20 protein-coding genes and 1 pseudogene are annotated in these 24,475 nt (G+C 68.4%); 13 read left to right on the forward strand and 8 right to left on the reverse strand.

Annotated elements, in window-relative coordinates; genetic code table 11:
• Nucleotides 1–22: 22 nt before the first annotated feature.
• Nucleotides 23–2,401 (reverse strand): SpoIIE family protein phosphatase, encoded by a 2,379-nt coding sequence (locus FNH09_RS07485; protein WP_238426521.1) that lies wholly within the window; start codon nucleotides 2,399–2,401, stop codon nucleotides 23–25.
• Nucleotides 2,402–3,282: 881 nt separating this feature from the next.
• Between FNH09_RS07485 and FNH09_RS07495 the strand changes: the two genes are divergently transcribed.
• The 4 genes from FNH09_RS07495 (at nucleotide 3,283) to FNH09_RS07510 (ending at nucleotide 4,686) form a co-directional block, all read left to right on the forward strand.
• Entirely contained in the window at nucleotides 3,283–3,486 is a 204-nt protein-coding gene (locus FNH09_RS07495) for a hypothetical protein (RefSeq protein WP_152885964.1), read from the forward strand.
• A gap of 51 nt (nucleotides 3,487–3,537) precedes the next feature.
• Nucleotides 3,538–3,738, forward strand: a complete 201-nt coding sequence (locus FNH09_RS07500; RefSeq protein ID WP_152885965.1) for a hypothetical protein — start codon at nucleotides 3,538–3,540, stop codon at nucleotides 3,736–3,738.
• Nucleotides 3,739–3,864: 126 nt separating this feature from the next.
• On the forward strand, nucleotides 3,865–4,287 hold the full coding sequence (locus FNH09_RS07505; protein WP_152885966.1) for an SsgA family sporulation/cell division regulator: 423 nt from the start codon (nucleotides 3,865–3,867) through the stop codon (nucleotides 4,285–4,287).
• Between the two features lie 69 nt (nucleotides 4,288–4,356).
• On the forward strand, nucleotides 4,357–4,686 hold the full coding sequence (locus FNH09_RS07510; protein ID WP_152885967.1) for an NIPSNAP family protein: 330 nt from the start codon (nucleotides 4,357–4,359) through the stop codon (nucleotides 4,684–4,686).
• Between the two features lie 927 nt (nucleotides 4,687–5,613).
• Here the strand turns inward: FNH09_RS07510 and FNH09_RS07515 are convergent.
• Nucleotides 5,614–6,327 carry a TetR/AcrR family transcriptional regulator gene (locus tag FNH09_RS07515; protein ID WP_338017504.1) on the reverse strand — a complete coding sequence of 238 codons (714 nt, stop codon included), beginning with the start codon at nucleotides 6,325–6,327 and terminating at the stop codon, nucleotides 5,614–5,616.
• Nucleotides 6,328–6,572: 245 nt separating this feature from the next.
• Between FNH09_RS07515 and FNH09_RS07520 the strand changes: the two genes are divergently transcribed.
• From FNH09_RS07520 to FNH09_RS07530, 3 genes are all read left to right on the forward strand, one after another.
• Nucleotides 6,573–9,788 carry a bifunctional cytochrome P450/NADPH--P450 reductase gene (locus tag FNH09_RS07520; protein ID WP_152885968.1) on the forward strand — a complete coding sequence of 1,072 codons (3,216 nt, stop codon included), beginning with the start codon at nucleotides 6,573–6,575 and terminating at the stop codon, nucleotides 9,786–9,788.
• 133 nt (nucleotides 9,789–9,921) lie between these two features.
• On the forward strand, nucleotides 9,922–10,968 hold the full coding sequence (locus FNH09_RS07525; RefSeq protein WP_152885969.1) for a zinc-binding dehydrogenase: 1,047 nt from the start codon (nucleotides 9,922–9,924) through the stop codon (nucleotides 10,966–10,968).
• A 263-nt stretch (nucleotides 10,969–11,231) separates the two neighbouring features.
• Nucleotides 11,232–11,921 (forward strand): TetR/AcrR family transcriptional regulator, encoded by a 690-nt coding sequence (locus tag FNH09_RS07530; RefSeq protein WP_202919614.1) that lies wholly within the window; start codon nucleotides 11,232–11,234, stop codon nucleotides 11,919–11,921.
• 36 nt (nucleotides 11,922–11,957) lie between these two features.
• Here the strand turns inward: FNH09_RS07530 and FNH09_RS07535 are convergent, their stop codons facing one another.
• Nucleotides 11,958–12,608, reverse strand: coding sequence for a TetR/AcrR family transcriptional regulator (locus FNH09_RS07535; protein WP_152885970.1), 651 nt, complete (start codon nucleotides 12,606–12,608; stop codon nucleotides 11,958–11,960).
• Nucleotides 12,609–13,070: 462 nt separating this feature from the next.
• Entirely contained in the window at nucleotides 13,071–13,706 is a 636-nt protein-coding gene (locus FNH09_RS07540) for a TetR/AcrR family transcriptional regulator (RefSeq protein WP_152885971.1), read from the reverse strand.
• Nucleotides 13,707–13,843: 137 nt separating this feature from the next.
• Between FNH09_RS07540 and FNH09_RS07545 the strand changes: the two genes are divergently transcribed.
• The 6 genes from FNH09_RS07545 (at nucleotide 13,844) to FNH09_RS07570 (ending at nucleotide 21,586) form a co-directional block, all read left to right on the forward strand.
• A complete protein-coding gene (locus FNH09_RS07545; protein ID WP_152885972.1) occupies nucleotides 13,844–14,989 on the forward strand; it encodes a VOC family protein in 1,146 nt (381 codons plus the stop codon).
• Nucleotides 14,986–15,924, forward strand: a complete 939-nt coding sequence (locus FNH09_RS07550; RefSeq protein ID WP_152885973.1) for a fumarylacetoacetate hydrolase family protein — start codon at nucleotides 14,986–14,988, stop codon at nucleotides 15,922–15,924. The genes FNH09_RS07545 and FNH09_RS07550 overlap by 4 nt, the downstream gene beginning before the upstream one ends.
• Nucleotides 15,921–17,579, forward strand: a complete 1,659-nt coding sequence (gene mhpA, locus FNH09_RS07555; protein ID WP_152885974.1) for a bifunctional 3-(3-hydroxy-phenyl)propionate/3-hydroxycinnamic acid hydroxylase MhpA — start codon at nucleotides 15,921–15,923, stop codon at nucleotides 17,577–17,579. The genes FNH09_RS07550 and mhpA overlap by 4 nt, the downstream gene beginning before the upstream one ends.
• Nucleotides 17,560–19,608 carry an acetoacetate--CoA ligase gene (locus FNH09_RS07560; protein WP_152885975.1) on the forward strand — a complete coding sequence of 683 codons (2,049 nt, stop codon included), beginning with the start codon at nucleotides 17,560–17,562 and terminating at the stop codon, nucleotides 19,606–19,608. The genes mhpA and FNH09_RS07560 overlap by 20 nt, the downstream gene beginning before the upstream one ends.
• Nucleotides 19,609–19,721: 113 nt before the next feature.
• Entirely contained in the window at nucleotides 19,722–20,339 is a 618-nt protein-coding gene (locus FNH09_RS07565; RefSeq protein WP_152885976.1) for a malonic semialdehyde reductase, read from the forward strand.
• A gap of 539 nt (nucleotides 20,340–20,878) precedes the next feature.
• Nucleotides 20,879–21,586 carry a hypothetical protein gene (locus FNH09_RS07570; RefSeq protein WP_152885977.1) on the forward strand — a complete coding sequence of 236 codons (708 nt, stop codon included), beginning with the start codon at nucleotides 20,879–20,881 and terminating at the stop codon, nucleotides 21,584–21,586.
• A gap of 44 nt (nucleotides 21,587–21,630) precedes the next feature.
• Here FNH09_RS07570 and FNH09_RS07575 read toward each other — a convergent pair whose 3' ends face one another.
• The 4 genes and pseudogenes from FNH09_RS07575 to FNH09_RS50065 all read right to left on the reverse strand — a co-directional run bounded on the left by FNH09_RS07575 (nucleotide 21,631) and on the right by FNH09_RS50065 (nucleotide 24,205).
• Complete coding sequence (locus FNH09_RS07575; RefSeq protein ID WP_152885978.1) at nucleotides 21,631–21,858, reverse strand: hypothetical protein; 228 nt, start codon at nucleotides 21,856–21,858, stop codon at nucleotides 21,631–21,633.
• A gap of 177 nt (nucleotides 21,859–22,035) precedes the next feature.
• On the reverse strand, nucleotides 22,036–22,449 hold the full coding sequence (locus tag FNH09_RS07580) for an SRPBCC family protein (protein WP_152885979.1): 414 nt from the start codon (nucleotides 22,447–22,449) through the stop codon (nucleotides 22,036–22,038).
• A 151-nt stretch (nucleotides 22,450–22,600) separates the two neighbouring features.
• On the reverse strand, nucleotides 22,601–23,047 hold the full coding sequence (locus FNH09_RS07585; RefSeq protein WP_152885980.1) for a hypothetical protein: 447 nt from the start codon (nucleotides 23,045–23,047) through the stop codon (nucleotides 22,601–22,603).
• 95 nt (nucleotides 23,048–23,142) lie between these two features.
• A pseudogene (locus tag FNH09_RS50065) lies at nucleotides 23,143–24,205 on the reverse strand (IS630 family transposase).
• Nucleotides 24,206–24,475: the final 270 nt, after the last annotated feature.

Genomic DNA, 24,475 nt, shown 5'->3' on the forward strand with positions numbered 1-24,475 from the left:
GAACTGGAAGCTCAACCTTCTTTCAGGGGGAATCCTGGATGATTTGCTCGGACCAGATCGTTTTGCCGTTCTGGCCATGGCGGCAGCCCCATCGTCCGCCGAGTTGAGAGACGAGGAACAGGCCGCGTCCTCCCTCGTCGGTTGTGCGGGCACGCCGCAGGCGGGGTTGGGTGCTGCTGGAGTCGGTGACCTCGCACACCAGGACGTTGTGGCGAATCAGACGGAGTTCCATCGGCGGACGACCGTAGCGGATGGCGTTGGTGATCAGTTCGCTGACGATGAGTTCGGTGGTGAAGAGGAGGTCGTCCAGGCCCCACATGGTGAGTTGGCGCGCTATCCACTCTCGAGCTTGGGAGACGGCGGCCGGATCAGCAGGGATCTCCCAGTGAGCGGTGTCCGCCGCTGGGACGGCGCGGGTGCGGGCCAGCAGCAGGACCGCGTCGTCGCGCGGGGCCTGGTCTGCCAGGTCGGCGAGAAGAGCCCGGCCGGTTTCGTCCAGGGCACGTTCCGGGCGGCAGTGCGCGGTGAGGGCTTCCATCAGGCGCGGCAGGCCTTGGCCGATGTCGGGATCGCCCCGTTCGACCAAGCCGTCGGTGTAGAGAGCGAGGACACTGCCCGGCTCGACGTCGATCACGGTGGTCTCGTACGGCATGCCGCTGAGGGCAAGTGGTGGCCCCGGGGACATCTTTACTGCTTCGGCAGTCCCGTCGGGCCGGACCAGGACGGGTGGCGGGTGTCCGGCACTGGCCATCGCGCAGCGCCCGGTGACCGGGTCGTAGACCGCGTACAGGCATGTGCCGCCGACGATGTCGCGGTCGCCGGACGGGGCTTCGGCCGCGAGGCGCTGGATCAGGTCCGCGAGCCGGGTGAGCAGCTCGTCCGGTTCGAGTTCCAGGTCCGCAAGCGTCTGGATGGCGGCGCGCAGGCGGCCCATGGTGGCGCTTGCGGGCATGCCGTGGCCGACCACGTCTCCGGCGACTAGGGCCAGCCGCAGAGAGGGCAGGGCAATGGCGTCGTACCAGTCGCCGCTGCTGCCCGCTCCGCCGCCTGCGGGCATGTAGATGCCGGCGGTCTCGGCTGCCGGAGTGTCGGTCGTGGCCGGGGGAAGGAGGCTCTGCTGAAGCGCCACGGCCGCCCTGTGCTCGCGCGTGTAACGGCGGGCATTGTCGATGGCGAGCGCACCCCGTGAGGCGATCTGCTTCATGAGATCGGCCTCGTCCTGGGTGAAGGGGTCCGATCGGCCGCAGCGCCAAGCCGATATGGCGCCGAGCGTGAGCCCGCGGGCGTGCAACGGTGCCACCATCACAGAATGGGCGTCCTTCGGGACGAGATACTCGACCAGCTGCGGGTCTTTGAGCATGGCGATGAAGTCGTCAAGGCTGAAGACGACTGGCTCGTCATGGCGGAAGCTGCGCCGCAGGGGGTGGTCGCGAAGGGGCGGGACGGGCTTGCCGCGCTCGATGCCGGCCGGCCACTCTGCGCTGGCCGGCGCAAGGGCCGCGCTGCCCATGTCTCCACTGCCCAGCTGCTTCGAGGGTTCTTCCCCGTCGAAAACGGAGTACGCAAGGTCGACTGCGACGAGATCACCGAACGCAGGCGCGAGAACGTCTGCAAGGTCCTGCGCAGTCCGCCCGATCTCCAGGGATTTTCCTACTCGCTCGGCCACCTCCCGGGCGAGATCCAGATGGCGGCGGGCGCGCATCTGGTCGGCGTTGTCGAAGTACAGGGCTGCGACCCCCGTGGGGTGTCCTCGTGCGTCCTCCAGACGGAAGGCGGACAGCGACAGCGCGTGCTGTCGCGCCGGATCGTGCCGCCAGCTCACTTGCTGGTTTCTGCGGACCACTGGCGCACCCGTCTCGAGTACCTGGCGCAGTACTGCCTGGAGGTTCTCGGCGTCCTTGGCGCACAGCACGTCGCTCAGCCGAGTTCCGGGCTGTACTGGACGGCCGTCGACAGTGCCTGGCGTGGCGTTCGTTTGCACAGTGGTGAGTTCCGTGTCGTGCACAGCGATCGTGATCCGGTTCTGTGCGGACAGTGCGCGCAGGAGTGCTGCGCCCTGCTCGTGGTCGGCGACGTGGTGTGTTGGGGCCGCCAGGACGAGGACCTCCGCCGAGCCCCCCACCTTGGTGGTTCGGAAGGTGACATCGATGGTGTCGCCGCACTGGTGCCACAGCCGTACTCGGCCGGACGCCGGCATCTCTGTGGCGCAGCGCAGGTCGTCCGGGAGATCTGCCACCAGTTCCTGCACGGGGCGGCCGCAGACATCCTCGGCGCGGAAGCCCGTCAGGTCCTCTGCTGTCCCGGTCCACCGCACCACCGCGCCTCGATGGTCGAGCACGGCGGCTGCCGGACCGTCGAAGGCGTACAACCTGTCGCTGGGACCGGAACCGGAGACGTCCATCGATCCTTGGGAGGCGCCTGCCGGGCAGGCGTTCCTGACATTCTCAGTTTCCATCTCGGCTTCCTTTACGAGAGCCTGCGGCTCGAGGGATCCGCATGCTGTGGCGGCCGTCGGCCGCCCGGTCGGCAAGCACGCCACACCGCAACGGCTTCGAGGGCAGATCTTGTTCGGCCCAGACGACCTTGCCGTCCGTCGAGCGGGAGCCCCACCCGCGTCCGGCGCGTTCGACAGTTCCCAGGAGGCGACCTGGGCCGGTTCATCCTTGCGATTCCTCTCATGGGGTCACGGAGTACGAGCGCGACGGCCGAGCGGCCACAAGCGCGGCATCTCGCAGGCTGGGGCATTTTGGCCCAATTTCTGATGAAATCATCAATGACGATTACTTATACGTCAAGACCGCCAAGACTGATCGAGTTATCAGATGCGTACGCAGGCCCGGCATCCTGGGCACCCCAACCCCCTGACCGGCGCAAGGTGCAAACCCGGGCGACGCTGGTGGCGACGTCGCGCACCGCAATCCCCCCCGGGGGTGGTTCGTCGTGGGCGGCGTCCCGGACATTGAGCCAAGGCCGCGCCCGGGTTCCGGTGGCGATCAACAGTCGGTCGCACGGTAGCGACGCTCCGTCGTCGAGCATCACGCGTTTCGAGAGAAGGCCACGCCGATGGCGCGCACTGCCAGTTGCCAGTTGCCAGTCGGCATCCGGGCCCCCTGTATTGGCAGCCCGGTGGTGTCCGCCGGTGACTGGGAGGCACCTGCTTGGACAGCGGCGGCTGGCCGTAGGGCGGGTGCGGCTCATCCGGCGACTACAGCCAGTGAGCCGGTGAAACCCTCTTCACGCAGAGCCTCGGCACCCCTCAACCCCGCCAGGGAGGCGCCGACGATGACGATGGACGCCGAGCTGTTCATGCCGCTGCCGACAGAGGGCCTCTTTCGCCGCCTCGACAGTTCCATACATCGTATGGTAATCCTGATGGGCACTTCCGTACGCCGTATGGAAGATTCGCTCGGAGCGCGCCAGTCGCCGCTCATCGCCTGCATGCAGCCGGTGGCGCAGATTGCTCTGATCGGGAAGGAGAAACCATGAACAAGATCACGAGGCGCGTTGCCGCCGCCGCTTCCTCCGTGGCGGTCGCGGGTGTCGCCGTCCTTCGGTGCCGGGGGCACGGCCTCGGCCGCGACTTCTGCATCCGCGGACGTCCAGCACCCGGCCGTCAGCGTCGACGCCAGCGACTACCGCTGGGACCACGGTGTCGGCTACCTGATCGAACTGGGCTACGCCTGGGACGAGATCTATGGCTGGCACCACGACTGCCGGGATGAGATCAACGGTCGCTGACCGCCGCCCAGGCGGCCGATGCCCCAGCGCCCGGGCCTTGCCGTAACGCCTCTCCCTTCATTGCTCTTCGCTCCCAGTCCGGCGGCGGGGCGCAGTCGAGGCAAAGACACCTTGGAGTGAAAGTCGATGGAGTCTTTCAAGACTGTGACGCAGGAAGTGGCGGTGCAGCTTGTCATCTCGCGCACCTATTCGCTGTCCATGTGCATGAGCCTGCGTTACGAGCCCACTGATCCCTACGTCGTCCGTGCCACCTTTTTCACCGACACTGACGAGCCGGTCGAATGGGTCCTGGGGCGTGATCTTCTGGCCGATGGCCTGAGGGGTTCCGCAGGCTGTGGGGACATCCGGATCTGGCCGGCCATCGGCCGTGGTGACCAGGCGATGTACCTCGTCCTCAGGTCTCCAGCGGGCACCGCCTTGCTCGAGATTCCTGTGCAGGAGGACGTCAGAGCCTTCCTGGAGAACACGGAGGGGCTGGTGCCACGGGGTACGGAGGCCGGGCACATTGACTGGAACCTCGAACTGGCGAACCTGTTCGCGAAAGGTTGAGAGAGCCTCCCAATCGCCGTCCGGATGAGGATCTTTGTCCCGGCATCAAGAGAGAAGGAAAGAGAGTTCATGTCCCAGTACCAACTTCGTGCCTACACACTGCGCAGCCCTGAGGCGCTCATCGCCTACGAGAACATCTGGTCCAAGCACATTCCCGGTCTGGCCAAGCACCGGATCACCACACACGGCGTCTGGACAGTGCCCGCGGGCCCCGGGAGTGGGGCGCCCCAGCTGTACGCCCTCGTGTCCTACCGGGACGCCGACGACGTGCAGGAGCGGCTACAGGCGTACCTGGCCAGCCCTGAGTTCCGCACCGACATGGAAGGCTTCGACATCAGCCAGATCGTTGATGTCGCTGAGCCCGTGCTGACACCCACCGCCGGCTCACCCTTGCGGTGACAGGGATCGAGCCGCTCGGAGTGACCCACGCAGTCGAAGGTCGATCCGCATGCTGCGGTCAGTCGTGATCAAGTCGCCCGTCCGGCTAAAGTGGCGCGCTGAGAAACCGCCTGGCGACAGTTGTGGTCTCCTGATCTTCGCTCCGGTTCTCTCGCCACCCTGAAGACGATGTTGCCCGGGGCGCTGCAGCGTCCCGGGCAATGTGCGTGAGGGCTTGTTCGACGCTGAAGTATTCGACTTCGAACTGCGACGTGGGCAGGCGCAAGAACGGTCCGGGTCAACGGGCACAGGCCGGGGCGCAAGCCGCGCACAAGCGACGATCCCGGGGTCAAGATGACCCTGATGGACACGACGAGCGTCCACGTCGCAACGCCTGTGCCGCGCCATCCGTCGCCGGAGCACGCCAGAGCGCCCGGGACTTCCGCGAAAGCCTCGTGCATCCGATCGCAGCCGAGGCTGGCAACAGCGTGGTCCTGGTCGTCTCGGAGTTCGTCACCAACGCCCCGCGCCACGGCGGCGACACCTGGATCCTGGCCTGAGCGCTCACCCGACTGGCATCGAGGTGGTCGTTTACGACGGCAGCCCGGCCTAACGCCCGCTGGAGTCGACTCACTTCGAGATCCAACACCGGCAATGACAGCAACTGACTGTAGCCGGCGGCGAACGTGACGACGACGCTGCCCTGAGCGCCGATCCGGGTGGCCTCGCGCACGAGCTTGTGAGCAGCGCCAAGGAGGGCTGTCACAGCGCCTCCGAGCGCAGTGCTGCGGGTGGTGGCTGCGGTCGCCACCCCACCCGCTCACACAGATGCCGAGCAACTCACAGGCCAGGGCGCGGGCAGTGTAGGGCAGGTTGTGTCCGTGGAGCGCGCACGTGGATCCGCCGACGTGTACACCATCAGATCGACGCGGCCCGCGGCCGGCAGGGTCAGACTGGGTCCGGCCATCGTGAGCCGGACCCTGATGGCTGCCTTGGGCCAAAGCTCGGCTCGCTCGTCCAGGAGCCGGCCTCGGTCGCAAGGCTTCGGTCGGCGCCCTGGGCGTCACCATCGGTGATGAGTCGGCTCTCCAGGCCGGTGATGATCGTGTCCAGCACCAGGCGGAACATCCGGTCCTCCTCCGGGCCTGCGTCCGCGGGGCCCTCTTCGCCGTCCGCGGGGACGATGGGCTCGAGGTTCGACCACTGGTGAAGCGCGCCGTTGAGTTCGGCGGTGAGGACACCGATGACGACCGCGCACATGAGTGCGGCGATCGGCCGGATCTCTGAGTGCGGCACCCCTGCGGCGTCCAGTGTCGCGGTGAGCGCAGCCCAGAACGGGTCTTCGGGCTGGATGAAGTCCGGCTGGCTGAACGAGTAGGCCATGAGGTTGGGGTGGCGGTGTGCCAGCGTCCGGAAATCTGTGGCGAGCAGGCGGATGCGCTCCTGCCAGGCAGCGTTCTCGAGGGTCACGGTGCGGAACTGGGCGCCGACCGCCCTCGCCACGCCGCGCAGCAGAGCGTCCCTGTTCGGCACGTGGTGGTACAGCGACATCGGGTTCGCATCCAGCGCGGTCGCGAGTTTGCGCATGGTGAGTGCGTCGACCCCGTCTGCGTCGATGAGCCGTAGGGCGGCTGCATAGATCCCGGTCTCGGTCAGAGGCACGTCTCTCTTCCTTGTTCCCCGCGGGGGAAGTTTCGCCTTTGTCATACGCCGTACGGTAGCGGTTTCGTACGGCGTATGGAAATGAGCTGGACCATGCAGTGACGGCGCAGGCACTTTCATGACCGGGGTTGCGTTCGGTGTTCCATACGGCGTATGGTTTTTTTCCATACGGCGTATGGAACTGTGGTGCACCGCGGCAGCGACCGGCACCCTTGCGCATCCCTCTCCGCACAAAGGAGCAAGCCATGACCACGTCGAGCGACCTTCGCCCCATTCGGTCCCCGCGCGGGATCCCGCTGCTCGGCCACACGCCGCAGATCCCCAGCACCAACCCGGTGGAGTACTTCGGCGAGCTGTCCAAGCAGTTCCCCGAGGGCATCTACGGCATGGACATCGCCGGCATCGAACAGGTCTTCGTGTACGACCCGGACCTGGTGGCCGAGGTCTGCGACGAGACGCGGTTCTTCAAGCAGATCGAGAAGACGCCGCTGCATCACGTCCGGGACTTCGCGGGGGCGGGGCTGTTCACGGCCCACCAGCACGAAGAGGAATGGGGCATGGCGCACCGTGTCCTCATGCCGGCGTTCAGCCAGCGGGCCATGAAGGCCTACTTCGGTCAGATGGTGGAGATCGCCCAGAACCTGGTGGGCAAGTGGGAGAGCCGCGAGGGTCAGCCCGTCAACATCACCGACGACTACACCCGGCTCACCCTGGACACGATCGCCCTGTCGGGGTTCGGCTACCGGTTCCAGTCCTTCGACAAGGAGGAGCTGCACCCCTTCCTCAACGCGCTGCTGGGTGCGCTGGTGGAGTCGCTGCGGCGCTCGCAGGAGCTGCCGATGATGACCAAGTTCCGCAAGGCGGACGACAAGAAGTACCGCGAGAACATCCGGCAGATGCAGGAACTGGTCGAGAGCGTGATCAAGGAGCGCCGCCAGGGGGAGGGCGGCGGTGAGGAGGACCTTCTGGGGCTGATGCTGGAGGCCACCGACCCGGAGACCGGCAAGCTGCTGGCCGACGACAACGTCCGCGACCAGGTGCTGACGTTCCTGATCGCGGGTCACGAGACCACCAGCGGCCTGCTGTCGTTCGCCACCTACTCGCTGATGCGCAACCCGCACGTCCTGGCCCAGGCCTACGCGGAGGTGGACCGGCTGCTGCCCGGCGACACCGTGCCGGACTACGACACGATCATGAAGCTGGACGTCATCCCGCGCGTCCTGGACGAGACCCTGCGCCTGTGGGCTCCCATCCCGGCATTCGGCAAGGCCCCGCTGGAGGACACCGTCATTGGTGGCCGCTACCAGCTGAAGAAGGGAACGCGGGTCAACATCCTCGAGGGACCGCTGCACACCCACCCCAAGGCGTGGGAGCGGCCGGAGGAGTTCGACATCGACCGGTGGCTGCCGGAGAACCGCGCCCAGCAGCACCCGCACGCCTACAAGCCGTTCGGCAACGGCTTGCGTGCCTGCATCGGCCGGCAGTTCGCGCTCACCGAGGCCCGCCTGGCCCTCGCGCTGGTGCTGCAGAAGCTCAAGTTCTCCGACACCGGCGACTACAAGATGGACGTCAAGGAGGCGCTGACGCGCAAGCCCAGCGACTTCCAGCTGGTTGTCCGGCGCCGTCAGGAACACCAGCGGACCGTCTTCGGCGCCGTGGACCTGCAGACCGACCACACGCAGGCGCAGGCAGCGGTCAGCGGTGTCGGTGTGAACCTGACCGTCGCCTACGGCTCGAGCCTGGGCTCGTGCGAGGACCTGGCGCGCACCATCGCCGACCGCGGTGAGCGCTCCGGGTTCGGCACCACGCTGACGAGCCTGGACGAGCTGGGCGACAACCTGCCCACCGAGGGTCTGCTCGTCGTCGTCGCCGCCAGCTACAACGGCAAGGCGCCCGACAACGCCCAGCGTTTCGACGACCTGATCGCCGCCGGGCTGCCCAAGGGCTCGCTGTCGAACGTGCGGTTCGCGCTGCTGGGCGCGGGCAACACCCAGTGGGTGGCCACCTACCAGGCCTTCCCCAAGCGGATCGACGAAGCTCTGCTGGCCGCCGGCGCCACCCCCATCATCGAGCGCGGTATCGCCGACGCCGCCGGTGACTTCGATGGCATGGCCACTCGCTGGATGGACACCCTGTGGACCACCCTGGCCGAGGAGTACGCCGCCGACACCTCCGACGCGAGCGGCCCGCGCTACCAGGTCCAGCTGCTCACCGAGGCGGACGTGCGCCCCGCGATCGTCTCCGAGCAGGCCTACCCCCTCACGGTGGTAGCCAACGAGGAACTCGTCGCCGACGCGACCGGCCTGTGGGACTTCAGCCTCGAGCCGCCGCGCCCGTCGGCGAAGTCCATCACCATCGAGCTTCCCGAGGGTGTCACCTACGACACCGGCAACCACCTGGCCGTCTTCGCCAAGAACGAGCCGACGCTGGTCAACCGTGCCCTCGCCCGCCTCGGCGTCGACCGCGATCAGGTCCTGCGGCTGGACCAGCCGGCCGGCGGCCGCACCCACCTGCCGGTAGGCACCCCCGTCACCGCAGGCCTGCTCCTCACCGAGTTCCTGGAGCTGCAGGACGTGGCGACCCGTACCCAGGTGCGCATCCTGGCCGAGCACACCGCGTGCCCGTGGACCCGGCCGCAGTTGCAGGCCTACACCGCCGACACCGAGGAAGGCGAGGAGCGCTACCAGAACGAGATCCTCGGCAAGCGCATCTCCGTGCTGGGCCTGCTGGAGCGCTTCCCCGCGGTCGAACTGCCGCTGGCCGCTTTCCTGGAGATGACGGGGCCGATCCGTCCCCGCTTCTACTCCATTTCCTCCGCCCCGCTGGCCAACCCGCGCCACGTGCGCCTGACTGTGGGCCTGCTGGAAGGCCCGGCCCTGTCCGGTGACGGCCAGTACCGCGGCACTTGCTCCTCCTACATCTCCCGACTCGAGCCCGGAGACGTCTTCTACGGCTACGTGCGCGTGCCCTCCCCGACCTTCGCCCCGCCGGCCGACCCCGCCACGCCGCTGATCCTCATCGGCCCCGGCACCGGCATCGCGCCGCTGCGCGGATTCCTGGAGGAGCGCGCCTCGCAGCACGAGAACGGTACCGAGGTGGGCCTGTCGCAGGTCTTCGTCGGCTGCCGTCACCCGGAGCACGACTACTTCTACCGCCAGGAGATGCAGGCCTGGGAGCAGTCCGGGATCGCGCAGGTCCACACCGCCTTCTCTGCGGTGAGCGGCCACCCGGCCCGGTTCGTGCAGAACGCCATCGCAGGCGCTGCCGACACGGTGTGGCAGGCCATCGAAGACGGCGCGTACATCTACGTCTGCGGTGACGGCCGCCGTATGGCACCCGCCGTCCGCGAGGCCCTCGCCGCGATTCACCGCCAGCGGACCGGCAGCGACGACGAAACCGCCCAACAGTGGCTCGCCCAGCTCGAAGCCGACGAGCGCTACCAGCAGGACGTCTTCGCCTGACCCCCGGACGCCGGGAGGCGTGCGGCCGTCCAGCCACCCCGCACGCCTCCCGGCCACCACAGGCCCGCCCGACACCACACGGCACCGATCGGCCCGAATCGCCGGAGTTGCCACTCACAGAAGGAAGATCACCATGGACACCATGCTTGCCGGACGCTTCCACCTGGACAGCAAGAAGTTCGTCGTGGAGGAGGTCTCCGTCCCCGTGCCGGGTCCGGGCGAGATCCTCATCGAGGTGAAGGCCGCAGGCGTCTGCCTTTCGGACGTCCACCTGATCGACGGCTCCCTCGTCCCGCTGTTCGCCACCTCAGACGTGGTCACCGTCGGCCACGAGGTTTCGGGCGTGGTCCACACCCTCGGCCCCGACCTCAAGCGCGGCCTGACCGTCGGCACCCGCGTCACCCTGGAGGCCGGCAAGACCTGCGGCCAGTGCGTCGGCTGCGTGCGCCGCCGCCCCTGCACCCAGATGCTCACCGCCGGCATCGACTACGACGGCGGCTGGGCCCAGTACACCCTCGCCCGCGTGGACACCCTCATCCCCATCCCCGACAACCTTCCCTTCGACCAAGCCGCGATCATCCCCGATGCGGTCTCGACCCCCTACGCCGCCGTCGTCGCCACCGCCGGAGTACGCCCCGCCCAGTCCGTCGGCGTGTGGGGTGTGGGCGGAGTCGGCGCACACAACGTACGCCTCGCCCGCCTGGTCGGCGCCGCACCGATCATCGCCATCGACCCGCTGCCCAGTGCCCGGGAACGTGCCCTGGCCTTCGGCGCGGACATCGCACTCGACCCGACCGCCGACGACTTCGCCGACCAGGTACGCGCCGCCACCGCCGGACGGGGCCTCGACTTCGCCTTCGACTGCGCCGGCGTGCCCGCCGTCCGCGAGCAGGCCGCCTCCGCACTCGGCCTGGGCGGCTCCCTCATCCTGGTCGGCATCACGCCCAGGCCCCTCACCATCACCGAGGGCCTGACCTTCAACTACATGCAGAAGCAGGTGCGCGGCCACTACGGCGGCTACCCCGAGTCCGTCACCGAACTCGTGCAGCTGACCGCCGCCGGCCGCCTCGACCTCGCCCCCTCCATCACGGACCACATCCCGCTCGCCGACGCCGCCGACGCGATCCACCGACTGGAGAACAAGATCGGCGACCCGATCCGTCTCATCCTCGTCCCCTGACACGTCCAGCAGGACATCAAAGCCACCTCGGGCAGGGGTGAGTGGGCGCCGGCGCTTGAGGGAGCACCGGCGCCCACGGCTTTCCGGGATCTGCTGGCCGGGCACGCGCCGACTCCGGGCCAGGTGCGGTCGGGCAAGGGCGCGGCGCCGAGCTGACTCTTCCCTCCCAAGGCCGCGTAACCCCGCTGCCGCCGACTCGTGGCCGGGCGCCAGAACCCGGCGTCATCCGTAGCGGCGCACATGATCCGAAGGAGATGGGAATCATGCAGATGGCCGACGCTCTGGGCCGTACTCCGCAGCGCAGTATTGCCCGCTCAAACCGCACACGGATTCTCGCGACCGCTCGGCAGAAACTGCGGGACAACCCCGACGCGAGTCTCGACAGCATCGCTCACGCGGCCGGCGTCGCGCGGCGCACCGTCTACGGACACTTCTCCAGCCGGCAAGCGCTGGTCGCCGCACTGACGCAGGAAGCAGGCCACGCGCTTCAACAGGCGTTCGCCACGGCCCGTATTCCAGGTGCCGACCCGCTGGAGGCGACGGCACGGATGGCTTTGGCGGCATGGGCGGTGGGCGACCAGTACCGCATGCTCATCTCCTTGGGCCGCCGCGATCTGGGCGACGAGGCGATCCGAGCCACCCTGGCACCGGCGCGTGAAGAGGCCACCGCGACCGTGCGACGTGGTCAGGACGAAGGGGTGTTCGCGGACCATGTTCCCGCGCCTGTCCTCGCCCTGACGCTGGAAGCACTGATGCTGGCCCTCGCCGCGGAGAACGCGGCGTCCACCTGGGCGGATCCTGCTGGTGAAGCTGCGGCGACCGCGCTCCTGGTCGCCGCCGGCGTAGCACCACAGGTGGCTGCGCTTCGCGTGCGGGAGGTTCTGCGTGAGTCGGAGGGGCATGAACGGCGTTCTGACGTCCGCCGCTTCGGCGCCTCAGCTCGCAGTCGCTGAGGCGCCGAAGAAGTGTGCGTCAGTCGCTCCGCTTCGTCACGGCTTCTTGCGGGTTCGTGCGATGTGGCTCTCCAAGCCGACGATCGTCGCGTCCAGCGCACAGTTGAACATCGCGTCGATCACGTCCTTCGCGGGTGAGGTGGAGTCTTCCCCGTCGGGGTCGGCTGGTGCCGGCGGCAGGGTGGTCCACCGCTGCAGCGCTCCGGTCAGTTCGCTGACCAGCAGCCCCGTGAAGACCGCGCACAAGGAGGCAGCGACGCGCGGGATCTCCGAGGCCGGCAGTTCCGCGGCGGGCAGGATGTTGATGAGCCCCTGCCAAAAGGGGTCCTCCGGCTGGACGTAGTCGGCTCGCGCGAAGGAGTACGCCATCAGTTTCGGATGGCTGTTCGATGCTTTACGGAAGTCCAGAGCCAGTTGGCGCAGGCGATCCTGCCAGGGGAGGTCCTCCCGCGCCCCCGCGTGGAACTGCGAGCCGACGCGCTCGGCCAGGCCGCGCAGCACCGCATCCTTGTTCGGCACGTGGTGGTACAGCGACATGGGGTTCGCATCCAGCGCGGTCGCGAGTTTGCGCATGCTGAGCGCCTCGACCCCGTCGGCCTCGATGAGCTGCAGCGCCATGGCGTAGATGCCGTCCTTGGTGAGCGGGACGTCCCTCTTCCTGGTTCCCCGGGGAGCCTTCTTTTCCATACGCTGTATGGTATCAGCTGCGGCATATGGAGATCTGGGGCGCCGCTGCAACGGCAGCTTCGCGCCCCGCTCTTTCTCGCCGCACACGGGCACGCCGATGATCGTCTAGTCCGAGCCCTGGCCTCCGCACGGCATTCCGACCCTCGGCCACACGCCGCAGATCCCGCTACCAGCCCGGTCGCGTACTTCGGCGAGCTGCCCAGGCGGTTCCCGGCGGGCATCCCGACCCTCCACTGCATACGCAAGCGGTTGTGCGGCCGCTACGGCGGCGCCCCCGAGTGCGTCACCGAGCTCGGGCAACTGACCGCCGCCAGCCGCCTCGACCTCACCCCTCCATCGCCGGCCGCATGCCCCTCGCCGACGCCGCCTGCGCAATGCGCCAGCCAACAGGCAAGATCGGTGACCCGGTCCGCCGCGGCCTCGCTCTGACGAGTCGTCCGCAGGTCGCCTCGGGCGGGGGATTCAGGTGAGGTCGGGCAGGGCGCGCCGGGTGACCTCACGGGCGTCGTCGGCGGGGACGCCCAGCATGCGCAGGGCCATCTCGGCCAGGTCCGAGGCGGCCTCGTCGCCGTCGAGGTCGGGGCGGGCCAGCCTCAGCCCCACGAGGGACAGCAGGGTCCCGCCGAGGGCGGACAGGGCGATGGTCGGGTTGGTGCAGGTGAAGCGGCCCGTGGCAATGCCAATCCCCAGGTCGCGGAAGGCTCGTGGGGACAGGCCGCTCTGGGCGTGAATGTGAGCCAGGCCGCGATCACGCAGGATCCGCATGAGTTCCGGATGGGAGTCGGCCATCCGTGCGGTGAGCCGGAAGCCCGCCGCGACGAGTTCGGCCGGGTCCTCGATCCCTTCGACACGCTGGTCGATGGCCTGACCGAACTCCTCCAGGGCGTCCGCTACCGCGGCGTCGAACAGCTCCGTCTTGGACTCGAAGTGGTTGTAGAAGGAGCCGAAACCGACGTCCGCTCGCTCGGCGATGGTCTGGATGCTGGCGCTGGTGTCCCCGGTCTCCGCGAGGATCTGCCGGGCCGCACGGACGAGCGCCTGGCGGGTCTCGGCGCGGCGCCGCTCGAAGCGGTTCTTGGGCGGGGCTGACGTCGGCATGCCGCGAGTGTAACAACCGCCGCGATGAGGCTGCCATTACTGATGAGATCATCAATTATTTGGGTCCACCCTATTGACGATGAGTAACGCCAATGTTGATGATTTCCTCATTAAAGCAGTGTTGCTTGGAGGACACCATGTCCCACACCCCCGTCAACAGGCCCGATCCTCAGACGCCCCACCAAGACCTCCACAGCGAGCAGGGCGCCCTGCGCGCAGAGCACCCCGGACGTTCCCGGAATCCCGTGATCAAGGCGGCGGACCTGGCCTGGCTCGAGTTCGAGAAGCCGGACCTGGACCGGGCCGAGGTCTTCGCGCGTGACTTCGGGTTCGCGGTCGCCGCCCGCACCGCGGGGGAGCTGTGGCTGCGCGGCACCTTTGCGGGCTCACCCTGCATGGTCATCCGGCGGGGGCGTGCGTCCCGGTTCATCGGGCCGGCGTTCCGTGCGGCCGAGCGGGCCGACCTGGACCGGCTGGCCCGCGCCACCGGCAGTACCGTCCGGGACATCGGCGTACCGGGCGGCGGGCAGTCCGTCGCCCTGCTCGATCCCTCGGGCCTGCCGGTCCGGGTCGTGCACTGCGCCGAGCAGCTGCCCGCGCTGGCCGAGCAGGAGCCGCTGATCCTCAACTTCGGTACCGATCAACGTCGTACGAACGCCACCCAGCGTCCGCCCCGTGAGCCGTCCCGTATCCAGCGGCTGGGCCATGTGGTGCTGGAGACCCGGGTGTTCGCCCGCACCCTGGACTGGTACCTGGACACCCTCGGGATGATCGTGTCCGACTTCCTGTTCCTGGACGGGCAGCGCGGGCGCGGGCCGACGATGGCGTTCATCCGGTGCGACCAGGGGAGCGTGGCCGTCGATCACCACACGCTGGCCCTGCACCTGGGGCCCGGGACCGGGTACGTCCACTCGGCCTACCAGGTCACCGACCTCGACGCGATCGCCGCCGGTGGGGAGTACCTGGCCGAGCGCGGCTACAAGCGCAGCTGGGGCATCGGCCGGCACATCCAGGGCAGCCAGCTGTTCGACTACTGGCGCGACCCCGACCACTTCATGCTGGAGCACTTCGCCGACGGTGACCTCTTCTCCTGCGACCTGGAGCCCGGCTGGGCGCCGATGTCGGCGAGCGGCCTGGCCCAGTGGGGTCCGCCGGTCACCCGCGACTTCCTGGGCACCAGCCCTTCCCCCGCCAAGCTGCGCGAGGTCATGACGGCCTTGCGCGGCGACAACGAACTCGACCCCGCACGCCTGCTGGGCCTGATGAAAGCGATGAGTTCATGAGCACCAACGTTCTGCGTACCACCGACGGCTGGTGGGTCGTCCGGCACGAACGCGCCGTCCGCATCGACACCAAGGCCGTCACCACCGCCGAACTGCTCGCCGACCGCGACGCGGTCCGCGAGGCCGCCGCCTCCGCCGAGAGCGGCATGCCCGTCGCCGACCTGGTGGCCCTGCCTCCGGTCACCACCCCGTGCCGGGTGGTCGCCCAGATGGTCAACTACCGAAGCCACGCCAAGGATTCGGGCTTCACCGGCGACATCCCGCCCACCTTCTTCCGCAAGGCGTCCGGCTCGGTCAGCGGCCCCCATGACACGATCATCCGTCCCGCACACGTGAAGTTCCTCGACTACGAGGTGGAACTCGGCCTCGTCATGGGCGCGCCCCTGCCCGTGGGCACCATCGTCGAGGAGCAGGACCTGCCGCGCTACGTCGCCGGCCTTGTCCTGACCAACGACGTCAGCGCCCGCGACGTCCAGCTGACCAAGACCCAGTTCTACGAGAGCAAGTCCTATCCGACCTTCACACCGACGGGTCCGTACCTGGCGCTGCTGGAGCCCGAGGACTTCACCCATCTGCTGAACCTGCGGCTGCGGCTGTCGGTCAACGGCGTGCCACGCCAGGACCGCACGCTGACCGACATGATCGTGCGGCCCGCACAGGCGCTCACCCTGCTCGCCCGCTTCCAGACCCTCGCCCCGGGCGACCTGCTGCTGACCGGGACTCCCGGCGGCACGGCCCTGAAGGCCCCGCCCAAGGCGGCCGAGAAGATCGCTGCGCTGCTGCCGCCCGCACTGAAGTGGAAGGCGTTCTTCAAGGGTCAGGCCAAGAACCCCAAGTACCTGCGCAACGGTGACCTCGTCACCGCCACGATCGCCACCCCGGACGGACGGATCGACCTCGGCGAGCAGCGCACCCCCATTGCGGACGCATCATGAAAGCCGCATCCCGTAGACCTGTGGTGATCATCGGTGCGGGACCCGTCGGGGTCATGGCCGCCCTGCTGCTCGCCCGGCACGGAGTGCGCAGCCTGGTCCTCGAACGGCACCGGGACGTCTACCCCCTGCCGCGGGCCGTCGTCGTGGACGACGAGATCCGCCGGATCCTGCAGAGCGCCGGTGTCCACGAGGAGTTTGCCGCCCTCGCCCGCCCGGCGCCCGGACTGCGGCTGCTGGACGCCCAGCGCCGTGTGATCGCCGAATTTCCGCGGTCCATGCACGGACACCACGGCTTCCCGCAGACCAGCATGTTCGACCAGCCCGAACTGGAACGCCTGCTGCGTGACGCCCTGACGCGCCGCCCGGAGTGCGAGCTGTGGAGCGGGGTGGAGGTCGTGTCCGTCACCCAGTCCGTCGCACGGGACACCGGCGGACCGAACGATCCGACGGGTCCGGTCCGGGTCACCCTTCGGCGCGACGGCACCGACGAGGACGAGCACCTGTGGGCCGATGCCGTCCTCGGCTGCGACGGTGCGGGCAGTCTCACCCGCGACGCCATCGGCGCCCTGTGGGAGGACCTGCACTTCGAGGAGAGCTGGCGGGTCATCGACGTGCGCACCAGCCGCCCGGTACGCACCTGGGAAGGCGCCGAGCAGATCTGCTCCCCAACCCAGCCGGCCACCTTCATGCGCGTCAGCGAGGACCGCTACCGCTGGGAGTTCCGGCTGGCCGACGACCCAAACCTGGATGGCCCCGACGGATGGGAGCGCCTGCGCGAGCTGGTCGCCCCCTGGGTGGACCTGCCGCCCGACGCCTCGCCGGACGCCGACTTCGAGGTGATCCGGCAGGCGCAGTACACCTTCCGGGCCCGCCTCGCCGACCGGTGGCGCCGAGGGCGTGTCTTCCTGCTGGGCGACGCCGCCCACCTCACCCCGCCCTTCGTCGGGCAGGGCCTGTGCGCGGGCCTGCGCGACGCCCAAAACCTCACCTGGAAGCTCGCCCAGGTGCTCCAGCGGGGCGCACACGAGGGGCTGCTGGACACCTACGAACGCGAGCGCAAGCCGCACGCCCGCCATGTCATCCGCGTGGCGGTCGCCGTCGGCTGGGCCATGACCGGCGGACAGGACCGCGCTGCGGCGTTCCGCCGGGCCGTCGTGGGCACGGCCTGTCGCATCCCCGGTGTGACCGCGGCGGTGAGCCGTGACCTCAGTCCCGCCCTGACCGCCGGTCCACTCGTACGGCGCCGCCCCAGGCTGACCGGCCGGGTGTTGGCCGGCACCTTCGGCCCGCAACCCTGGGTACGGCACGACGGCAGGCGAGTGCGCCTCGATGACGTCCTCGGGGACTCCTTCGCCGTCGTGACCGCTGTGCCGCCCACTGCGCAGATGACAGCCGTGGCCACGGCACTCGGCGCCCCGACGATCCGCGTCGACGAACTGGGCGACGACGGCACCCTGGCCGGCTGGCTGGCACGCGGCCGTGCGGACGCCGTCCTGCTGCGCCCCGACCGCGTCGTGATGGACACCGTCCCGGCCGGCAGCGGCGACTTCACGGACACCGCCGCCTGGGCCCCCCTGCTGCATACGGCCCGCCATCCCGCCGATGCCCGGCCCGCCCGACGAGGAGCTCCACACCATGACCACCCCGCCCCCTGAGCCGTATGCGGAACCCTTCTTCACTCCCGACCCGAAGTCGGCCGCCCACAGCCGCATCACGGATTTCGCCCGATGGGCGACCCGGCACCGGAGAGCCGAAGGGATCCAGGACCCCACGGACTACCAGGCCCTGTACCAGTGGTCCGTGACCGACCTCGAAGGATTCTGGGCCGCGGTGTGGGAGTACTTCGACATCGACGCGACCACTCCCTACGAGCGGGTGCTGGCCGAGGAGACCATGCCCGGCGCCCGCTGGTTCCCCGGCGCCACCCTCAACTACGCCCACCATGCCCTGCGCAACCTGCACCCGGACGCCCCCGCGATCACCGCGCTGGACGAGACCGGCGCCGGCTACGAGATCACAGGCCAGCAGGTGCGCGCCCGGGTCGCCTCCATGGCAGCCACTCTGCGCGACTTGGGCGTGGCACAGGGCGACCGGGTGGTCGGCTACCTGCCCAACACCCCCCACGCCGTCATCGCCTTCCTCGCCACCGCAAGCCTGGGTGCGGTGTGGTCGGTGTGCGGCCAGGACTACGCACCCAAGGCCGCAGCCGACCGTTTCGCCCAGCTCCAGCCGACGGTGCTCATCACCGCTGACGGCTACCTCTTCAACGGCGCCACCCACGACCGCCGCGCCGCCTCGCTCGAACTCGCCGCCGCCCTGCCGACGCTGAACGCCACAGTGCTCGTGGACCACGTGGGCCTTGCGTGGCCCGAGAGTGGGGACTCGGGGCTGACGGTTCCCTGGGAGGACGCGGTCAGCCGTGCCGAGTACCTCACCATCGCCCCGGTGCCGTTCGACCACCCCCTGTGGGTCGTCTTCTCCTCCGGCACCACCGGACTGCCCAAGGGCATCGTCCACGGGCACGGCGGGGTCCTGCTCGAGCACCTCAAGACCCTCGGCCTGCACACCGACCTGGGCACCGGGGACCGCCTGCTGTGGTACACGACCACCCACTGGATGATGTGGAACCTGGTCGTCTCCACCCTGCTGACCGGTGCCACCACCTGCACCTACGACGGCAGCCCGGTACCACAGGCGCGTCCGGATGTCTTGTGGGAGCTGGCTGCCCGTCACAAGGTCACCGTCTTCGGCACCAGTCCTCAGTACCTGCTGACCATGGCCAAGCTGGGCATCGAACCCTCCGTGCACGACCTGTCGGCCATCCGCGTCGTCGGCTGCACCGGCTCCGCTCTGCCCGCCTCCGCCTACCCCTGGGTCCGCGACCACGTGGGCGCAGGCGTCCAGCTGGCCTCCACCAGCGGCGGCACAGACATCGTCTCCGGCTTCGCCGGCAGCGCCTCCACGACCCCCGTCTGGGCGGGAGAGCTGTCCGCCCCCAGCCTCGGCGTGACCCTGGCCGCCTACGGCGCCGACGCCACCCCTGTCATCGACCAGGTCGGCGAACTGGTCGTCACCCGGCCCATGCCGTCCATGCCGCTGTACTTCTGGAACGACCCCGACGGCAGCCGCTACCGAGACGCCTACTTCGGCGCCTACCCCGGCGTGTGGAAGCACGGCGACTGGATCACACTCACCTCGCGCGGCTCGGTGATCGTCCACGGCCGCTCCGACGCAACCCTCAACCGCAACGGAGTGCGCCTGGGCAGTGCCGACATCCACGACGTCGTCGAACGCCTCCCCGAGATCACCGAGGCCCTCGTCATCGGTGCGGAGGAACCCGATGGTGGCTACTGGATGCCGCTCTTCGTGGTCCTCGCCGACGGGGTCGCCCTGGACGACTCCCTGCGCGTGCGGATCCGCGACGCGATCCGCACCGGCGCCTCACCCCGCCACGTCCCCGACGAGATCCTCGCCGTACAGGCTCTTCCGCACACGAAGACCGGCAAGAAGCTCGAGGTTCCCGTCAAGCGCCTGCTCCAAGGCGCCCCTGCCGAGCAGGTCCTGAACCCCTCGGCGGTCGACAATCCCGACCTGATCGCCTACTTCGCCCGCCTGGGCGCGGAGCGGAACAAGCGGTCAGCGCACGACACAGGACGTCGGCCAGGGGACCACATGCGCCCGTGACAGCACTGGGTCCTTGTGCCCTGCCCGGCTCCGTACCCCCCAGGGGGTGGTGCCGGGGCGGTCAACCCGCCCCGGCACCACACACAACCGAAGTAAAGAGAGAAATGATGAGCATGACCGACCGCGAACCGCAGGCCCTCGATGTCCTCGACGACGTCGGACGAAAGGTGCTGTTCACCGAGGCCCGCACCGCGAACACCTTCGCCGAGGTGGCCGTTGCCGACGACGAACTGGACATGATCTGGGAACTCGCCCGCTGGTCGCCGAGCGCCGCCAACGGTCAGCCTCTGCGCGTGCTCTTCGTGCGGACCCGAGAGGGCAAGGAGCGACTCGTCCGGCATCTCGACGAGGGCAACAGGGGCAAGACACTCAGTGCGCCGGCCGTGGCGGTCCTGGCGTACGACCTCGACTTCCACGAGCAGATGCCGACCGTCTTCCCGGCCCGCGGGGACATGCTGCGAGCGGCGTTCGCCGACCAGACCGACGCGCGCGAGAGCATCGCGGCCTACAACTCGGCACTGCAGACCGGGGTCTTCCTGCTCGCGGTCCGTGCGGCGGGGTTCGCGGCCGGTCCCATGGCGGGCTTCGACAAGGCTGGTGTGGACGAGGAGTTCTTCGCCGGTACCAGCTGGCGCTCGCATCTGGTGGTCAACATCGGTCACCCCGGTGCCGACCCGTGGTTCCCGCGGCTGCCCCGCGTGCCCGTCGAGCACGCCCTCGCCTGGGCCTGACGGCACTGCAGCCGCCTGGTCGCGCGGGATCCTAAGTCCGATCAGGCCGGGAGTGGTCGGCGTAGAAGTGAGAGGCGCCATGCCGTGGTCGCCGGGCTCTCCTGAGTACCGGCGACCACGACTACCGCCGGGATCGTGGTGACGGCCACCGCCGGGACCAGGGCACCAAGGTCTCGTAGCGCCATCGCGGAAGGGACTGCGACGGCGGGAGCCACCACAACCACGACCGGCAGTGGCCGCTGCCACGAACATGTCTCTTTCCAGGCAACCAAGGTGCCTGCCTCCCTGTGATGCCCCCGGCGGTCAGCGGTGGTTTGGTCGCTCCTGCCGACCGGCCGGACACCCTGGCGACAGCGCGAGATGTAGCTCCCGCGAGCGCTCTCGTGCCGTCCGCCACCGGTTCTGCCGCAACCATCCCCATACGGCTCGAGGCGTCAGGAGCGAGCCGATGCGCCGTTGCAGGCCGAGACCGCTCTACCAGCTGCCTGTACCCGTAGCGACGTTTAGCGTGACCATCCTGAGGCTGGCACACTGAATGTGTGTCCCTGTTGATGACCGCTGCTGATCAGAATGCGTTCTCATCGATTAGCGGCGCCGCCGTCGTGTCGGTCTGCGCATTGGTCTTCACGGTCTCCTCATTCTGGTGGATCAATGTCAGACAAGGGCGCCTGAAGACATGGGAACCTCACTCCTTTGCAGCGATTTTCAACTACTCTCTGGTTCGCCTGCGGCTTCCGCTCGTCCTTCACAACACCGGCGCCAAGCCGATAGTTGTGCAGGATCTCAGGCTCACCTTCCCTGATGAGCCTGCCTCTCATCTACCACTCCTGTGGATGAGTACGCCGTCTCGCCTCCAACCCGGACCGGACGAGGAACTGAAGCTGCCGGCCGGATTCGTTGTGGCCGGCAGAGAGGCTAAACAACTTTTCATAGAGCTCGAGGCACCGTTTACCGGGCTCCTTCCGGAGGCCCGTGACTACAAGGCACAAATTCAAGTGAGGGTTGGCCACCGCAAGGGGTGGCGCCCGCTTCTGACGTTCACGTTGAGGACCACCAACATCATTGATCCCGACCAGTACGCCGTCTACAACAACGCACCTCTTGAACTGACGAAGGAGGATCAGCAAAAGGCTGACGCTGCGCTCCTGGAGCTCTTGGACACCCAGGGGAAGGACGCTTCCGCTCAGGATGGGACCACGCAGCGGGACTCTTCGAGCGACGACGGCAACGCCGGTACCGACCTGTAGACCGGGAAGATGGTCATGCGATCGGCAAGGGCGGGCGCGTTGGTTCAATGCACGTACGGCACGTCCTGACCGTTGCGCCCGTCCGGCGCCGCCGCCCGCCCGGGCTTCTTCCACCGCGCGGCCTCCACCGGTCGGGTGAGGTCCACACCGGTTACCCCCGCCTCGCCGCCCGTCGGACTGGGCGACGACTCGGCCACCTCGTCGTTGCTGATCAACGGCCCCGGGGCCCGTACCGCCGCTGACAGCCCGACCTCGACGTCGGCTGCCATCATCGCTGACACCGTTAACCTGGCCGGCAACGACTCTTCCAGCAGTCCCTCTCCCATCCACCGGTGCAACGACCCGAACATCTCGGGGCACTGGCGTCCTGCCTCGCGCCACCGGCCCCCAAGGGACCGAGAAGGGGTGAGCGATCGCTTGCCGCGACCGTATTCGCTGCGTGTCGGTGTTCAGCGTTCAGTTTCTTCTACCGCCTGCTTAATACCGCGCAGCGCCTCGTCGAGGCCGTGGTGGATCTGCTCGCCTTCCGTGTGCTCGGTATGTAGCTCCACGGTAAGGCGGCAGGCATCGGCGGTCTCACCTGGGCCCACGTGCAGCTGCCCGTGATAGTCGTGCGGCCCCGGCACACCCCATTTCAGGCTCTTGCCGTCCTCGACCACTGTCACCCACGCCTCACTGGTCACGTCCTGTTCCGGCGCATCAACGGGTTTGACGTGGGCGGTGACGGTGACCTTGTCGCCGTCGTGAGGGCGCGCCGCCCTGAGCTGCGGCATGTACGAATGCAGATGCTGCACATCGGACAGGTAGGCAAAAAGCCGGTCCGCGGGCACGTGCACGGTGATGCTGTCACTGAAGTCACCCATAGTTCGAACGGGTCCCACGAGCGTTCTGTGACGAAACGGAACAGAGCATCGATCGCCCGGTTGGTTCACGCAGAGAAGGTACTGAACTTGAATGGGTGATGTCGGGGACGTGGACTGGTCAGTTGCTAGTGAGTGCCATGCTCCCGCCGGCCTAACCGAACAGGTCGTTGGAGAAGCCTGCGGCCTGCAGCAGTGCGTCCTCGGACATCCACAGCGACACAGTGTCGATCGCGAGCGCCCGGTCGATGAAGCAGTCGCTCGGGATCTCCAGCAGATCGTCGAAGCGAACCTCCTGCCGGGTTCGCTCCGGGCTCCGCGGACCTCGCGTCACGGTCTGGAAGAACTCGGCTTCGGTGTGCACGATGGCCCAGCGTGTTGGCCCGATGGCAAGGTTGAGGGCGTTTTCGGGGATGTCGGCGCCGCGCCACACAGAGACGCCGACCAGGCAATCGGCCCTGGCCGCACGGTAGATCTGCGCGGCTCGGTCAGCGTGCGCAACGACTTCGGCGACGCTGGTGACCCGGTATCCGATCTCCACCTGGTCGGCCGGCTGCCAGTACCGGAGGTAGAAGGCTCTTGCGGCTCCTTGCTCGGTCATGCCGCCCTCCGTTCAAGACTCGGGCTTCCCAGGAGGGACCGCTCCGGCCGTGCGCGGTTATTGAAGCACGACTCCGTGCAGACAAGACCAGCAGGTCAGGGGTCCGGCATCAGGCCGGTGCCCGTCAGACAGCCGTCGATGACATCCGGACGGTCCTGGAGGGTGTTGAGCTTGCGTTTCACGGCGCGGGTGACCTCGCCGAGGTTCGCTGCGGCGAGGTTGCCGATGTCGCGCTTGACGAGTGACCAGACACCTTCGGTCGGGTTGAGGTCGGGCGCGTAGGTGGGCAGCTGGAAGACAGTGAGCCAGTCAGCGTTCGCATCGATGAACTCGCGAAGCTGCTTGGTCAGGTGCAGGCGGACGTTGTCCCAGACCAGCACGATGGGACCGCCGAGTTGGATGCGGGCGCGGACCATCAGGTCGCGGAAGTCGCGCCAGCCGAAGCCCTTCGGCTGGTCCTTACGTCCGGTGTACTCCCGGACTGCGTAGAACAGCCGGGACCGCTGGCCGGGCTTGTAGCAGGTCATGCCGACCATCGACACTCGCCCGGAGCCTCGCCCGCGTACTCGAATGACCGGTGTGCAGCCCCGACGGCCCCAGGTTCTCGCGCGCGGCGGAGTCAGTGACTGTCCGGCTTCGTTTTCGAAGACCAGCCAGGCGCCGCGCTCCGCCGCGATGCTCTTACCCGCGGCCAGGTCTCCTTCTTCCACACCTCAATCGCGCTGTGGTCGCGCTCGATCGCCCGGCGGGCCGGCTGCTGCCAACTCCAGCCGTGCCGCCTCAGCAGCTGCCAGGTGCCCTCCACCGTGTAGGAGACGTGGCACAGTCGGCCGATCAGCGTCTTGATCCGGCCAGTGTCCACCGCTGGTCCGCCCAACCGTGTGCCAGTGGGCCGCGCTCCAACTCCCTTTCCAGCCTAGCGATCTGGATTTCACTGAGCCGAGGTCTTCCCGGCGAGCCTTTCGACAGGACCCCGGCCTCGCCGCCCTCGCGCCAGGCCCGGCGCCAACGCTCGACCGACCGCACGCTGATGCGCCGGACAGCGGCAACCTCCACGTTTTTCTGCCCGCACTCGAAGCGCTCCACAGCCTGGAGCCGCAACCGCTCCTGCGCAGTTCTCTCCGAGTCTGTCAGCCCGACGCCCTGTGCGTACCTCACACCCTCAGGGCTACCGGCACCGAACGCTCGCTGTCAGACGAACGCCACCGACATCACCCGATCAACTTCAGTACCGTGCTGCGCCGTTGCGAAGCTGCAGGTCAGTGGCCGCCGATGGTGACAACTATCGTGCTTCGGCACGATGGGATCCGGCTGACCGGAGTTCGTGCCTGCGTTGAGGAACGCGGCGGCCCATCACCGTGACGAGATCCGCCGCCTGAAGAGCGTCGCGTTCGCGTACCCGGACCACCGCACGCCCGCCAGGCCCTC

The organism is Streptomyces adustus (genome assembly GCF_009377175.1).
Taxonomy (GTDB): Bacteria; Actinomycetota; Actinomycetes; order Streptomycetales; family Streptomycetaceae; genus Streptomyces; species Streptomyces adustus.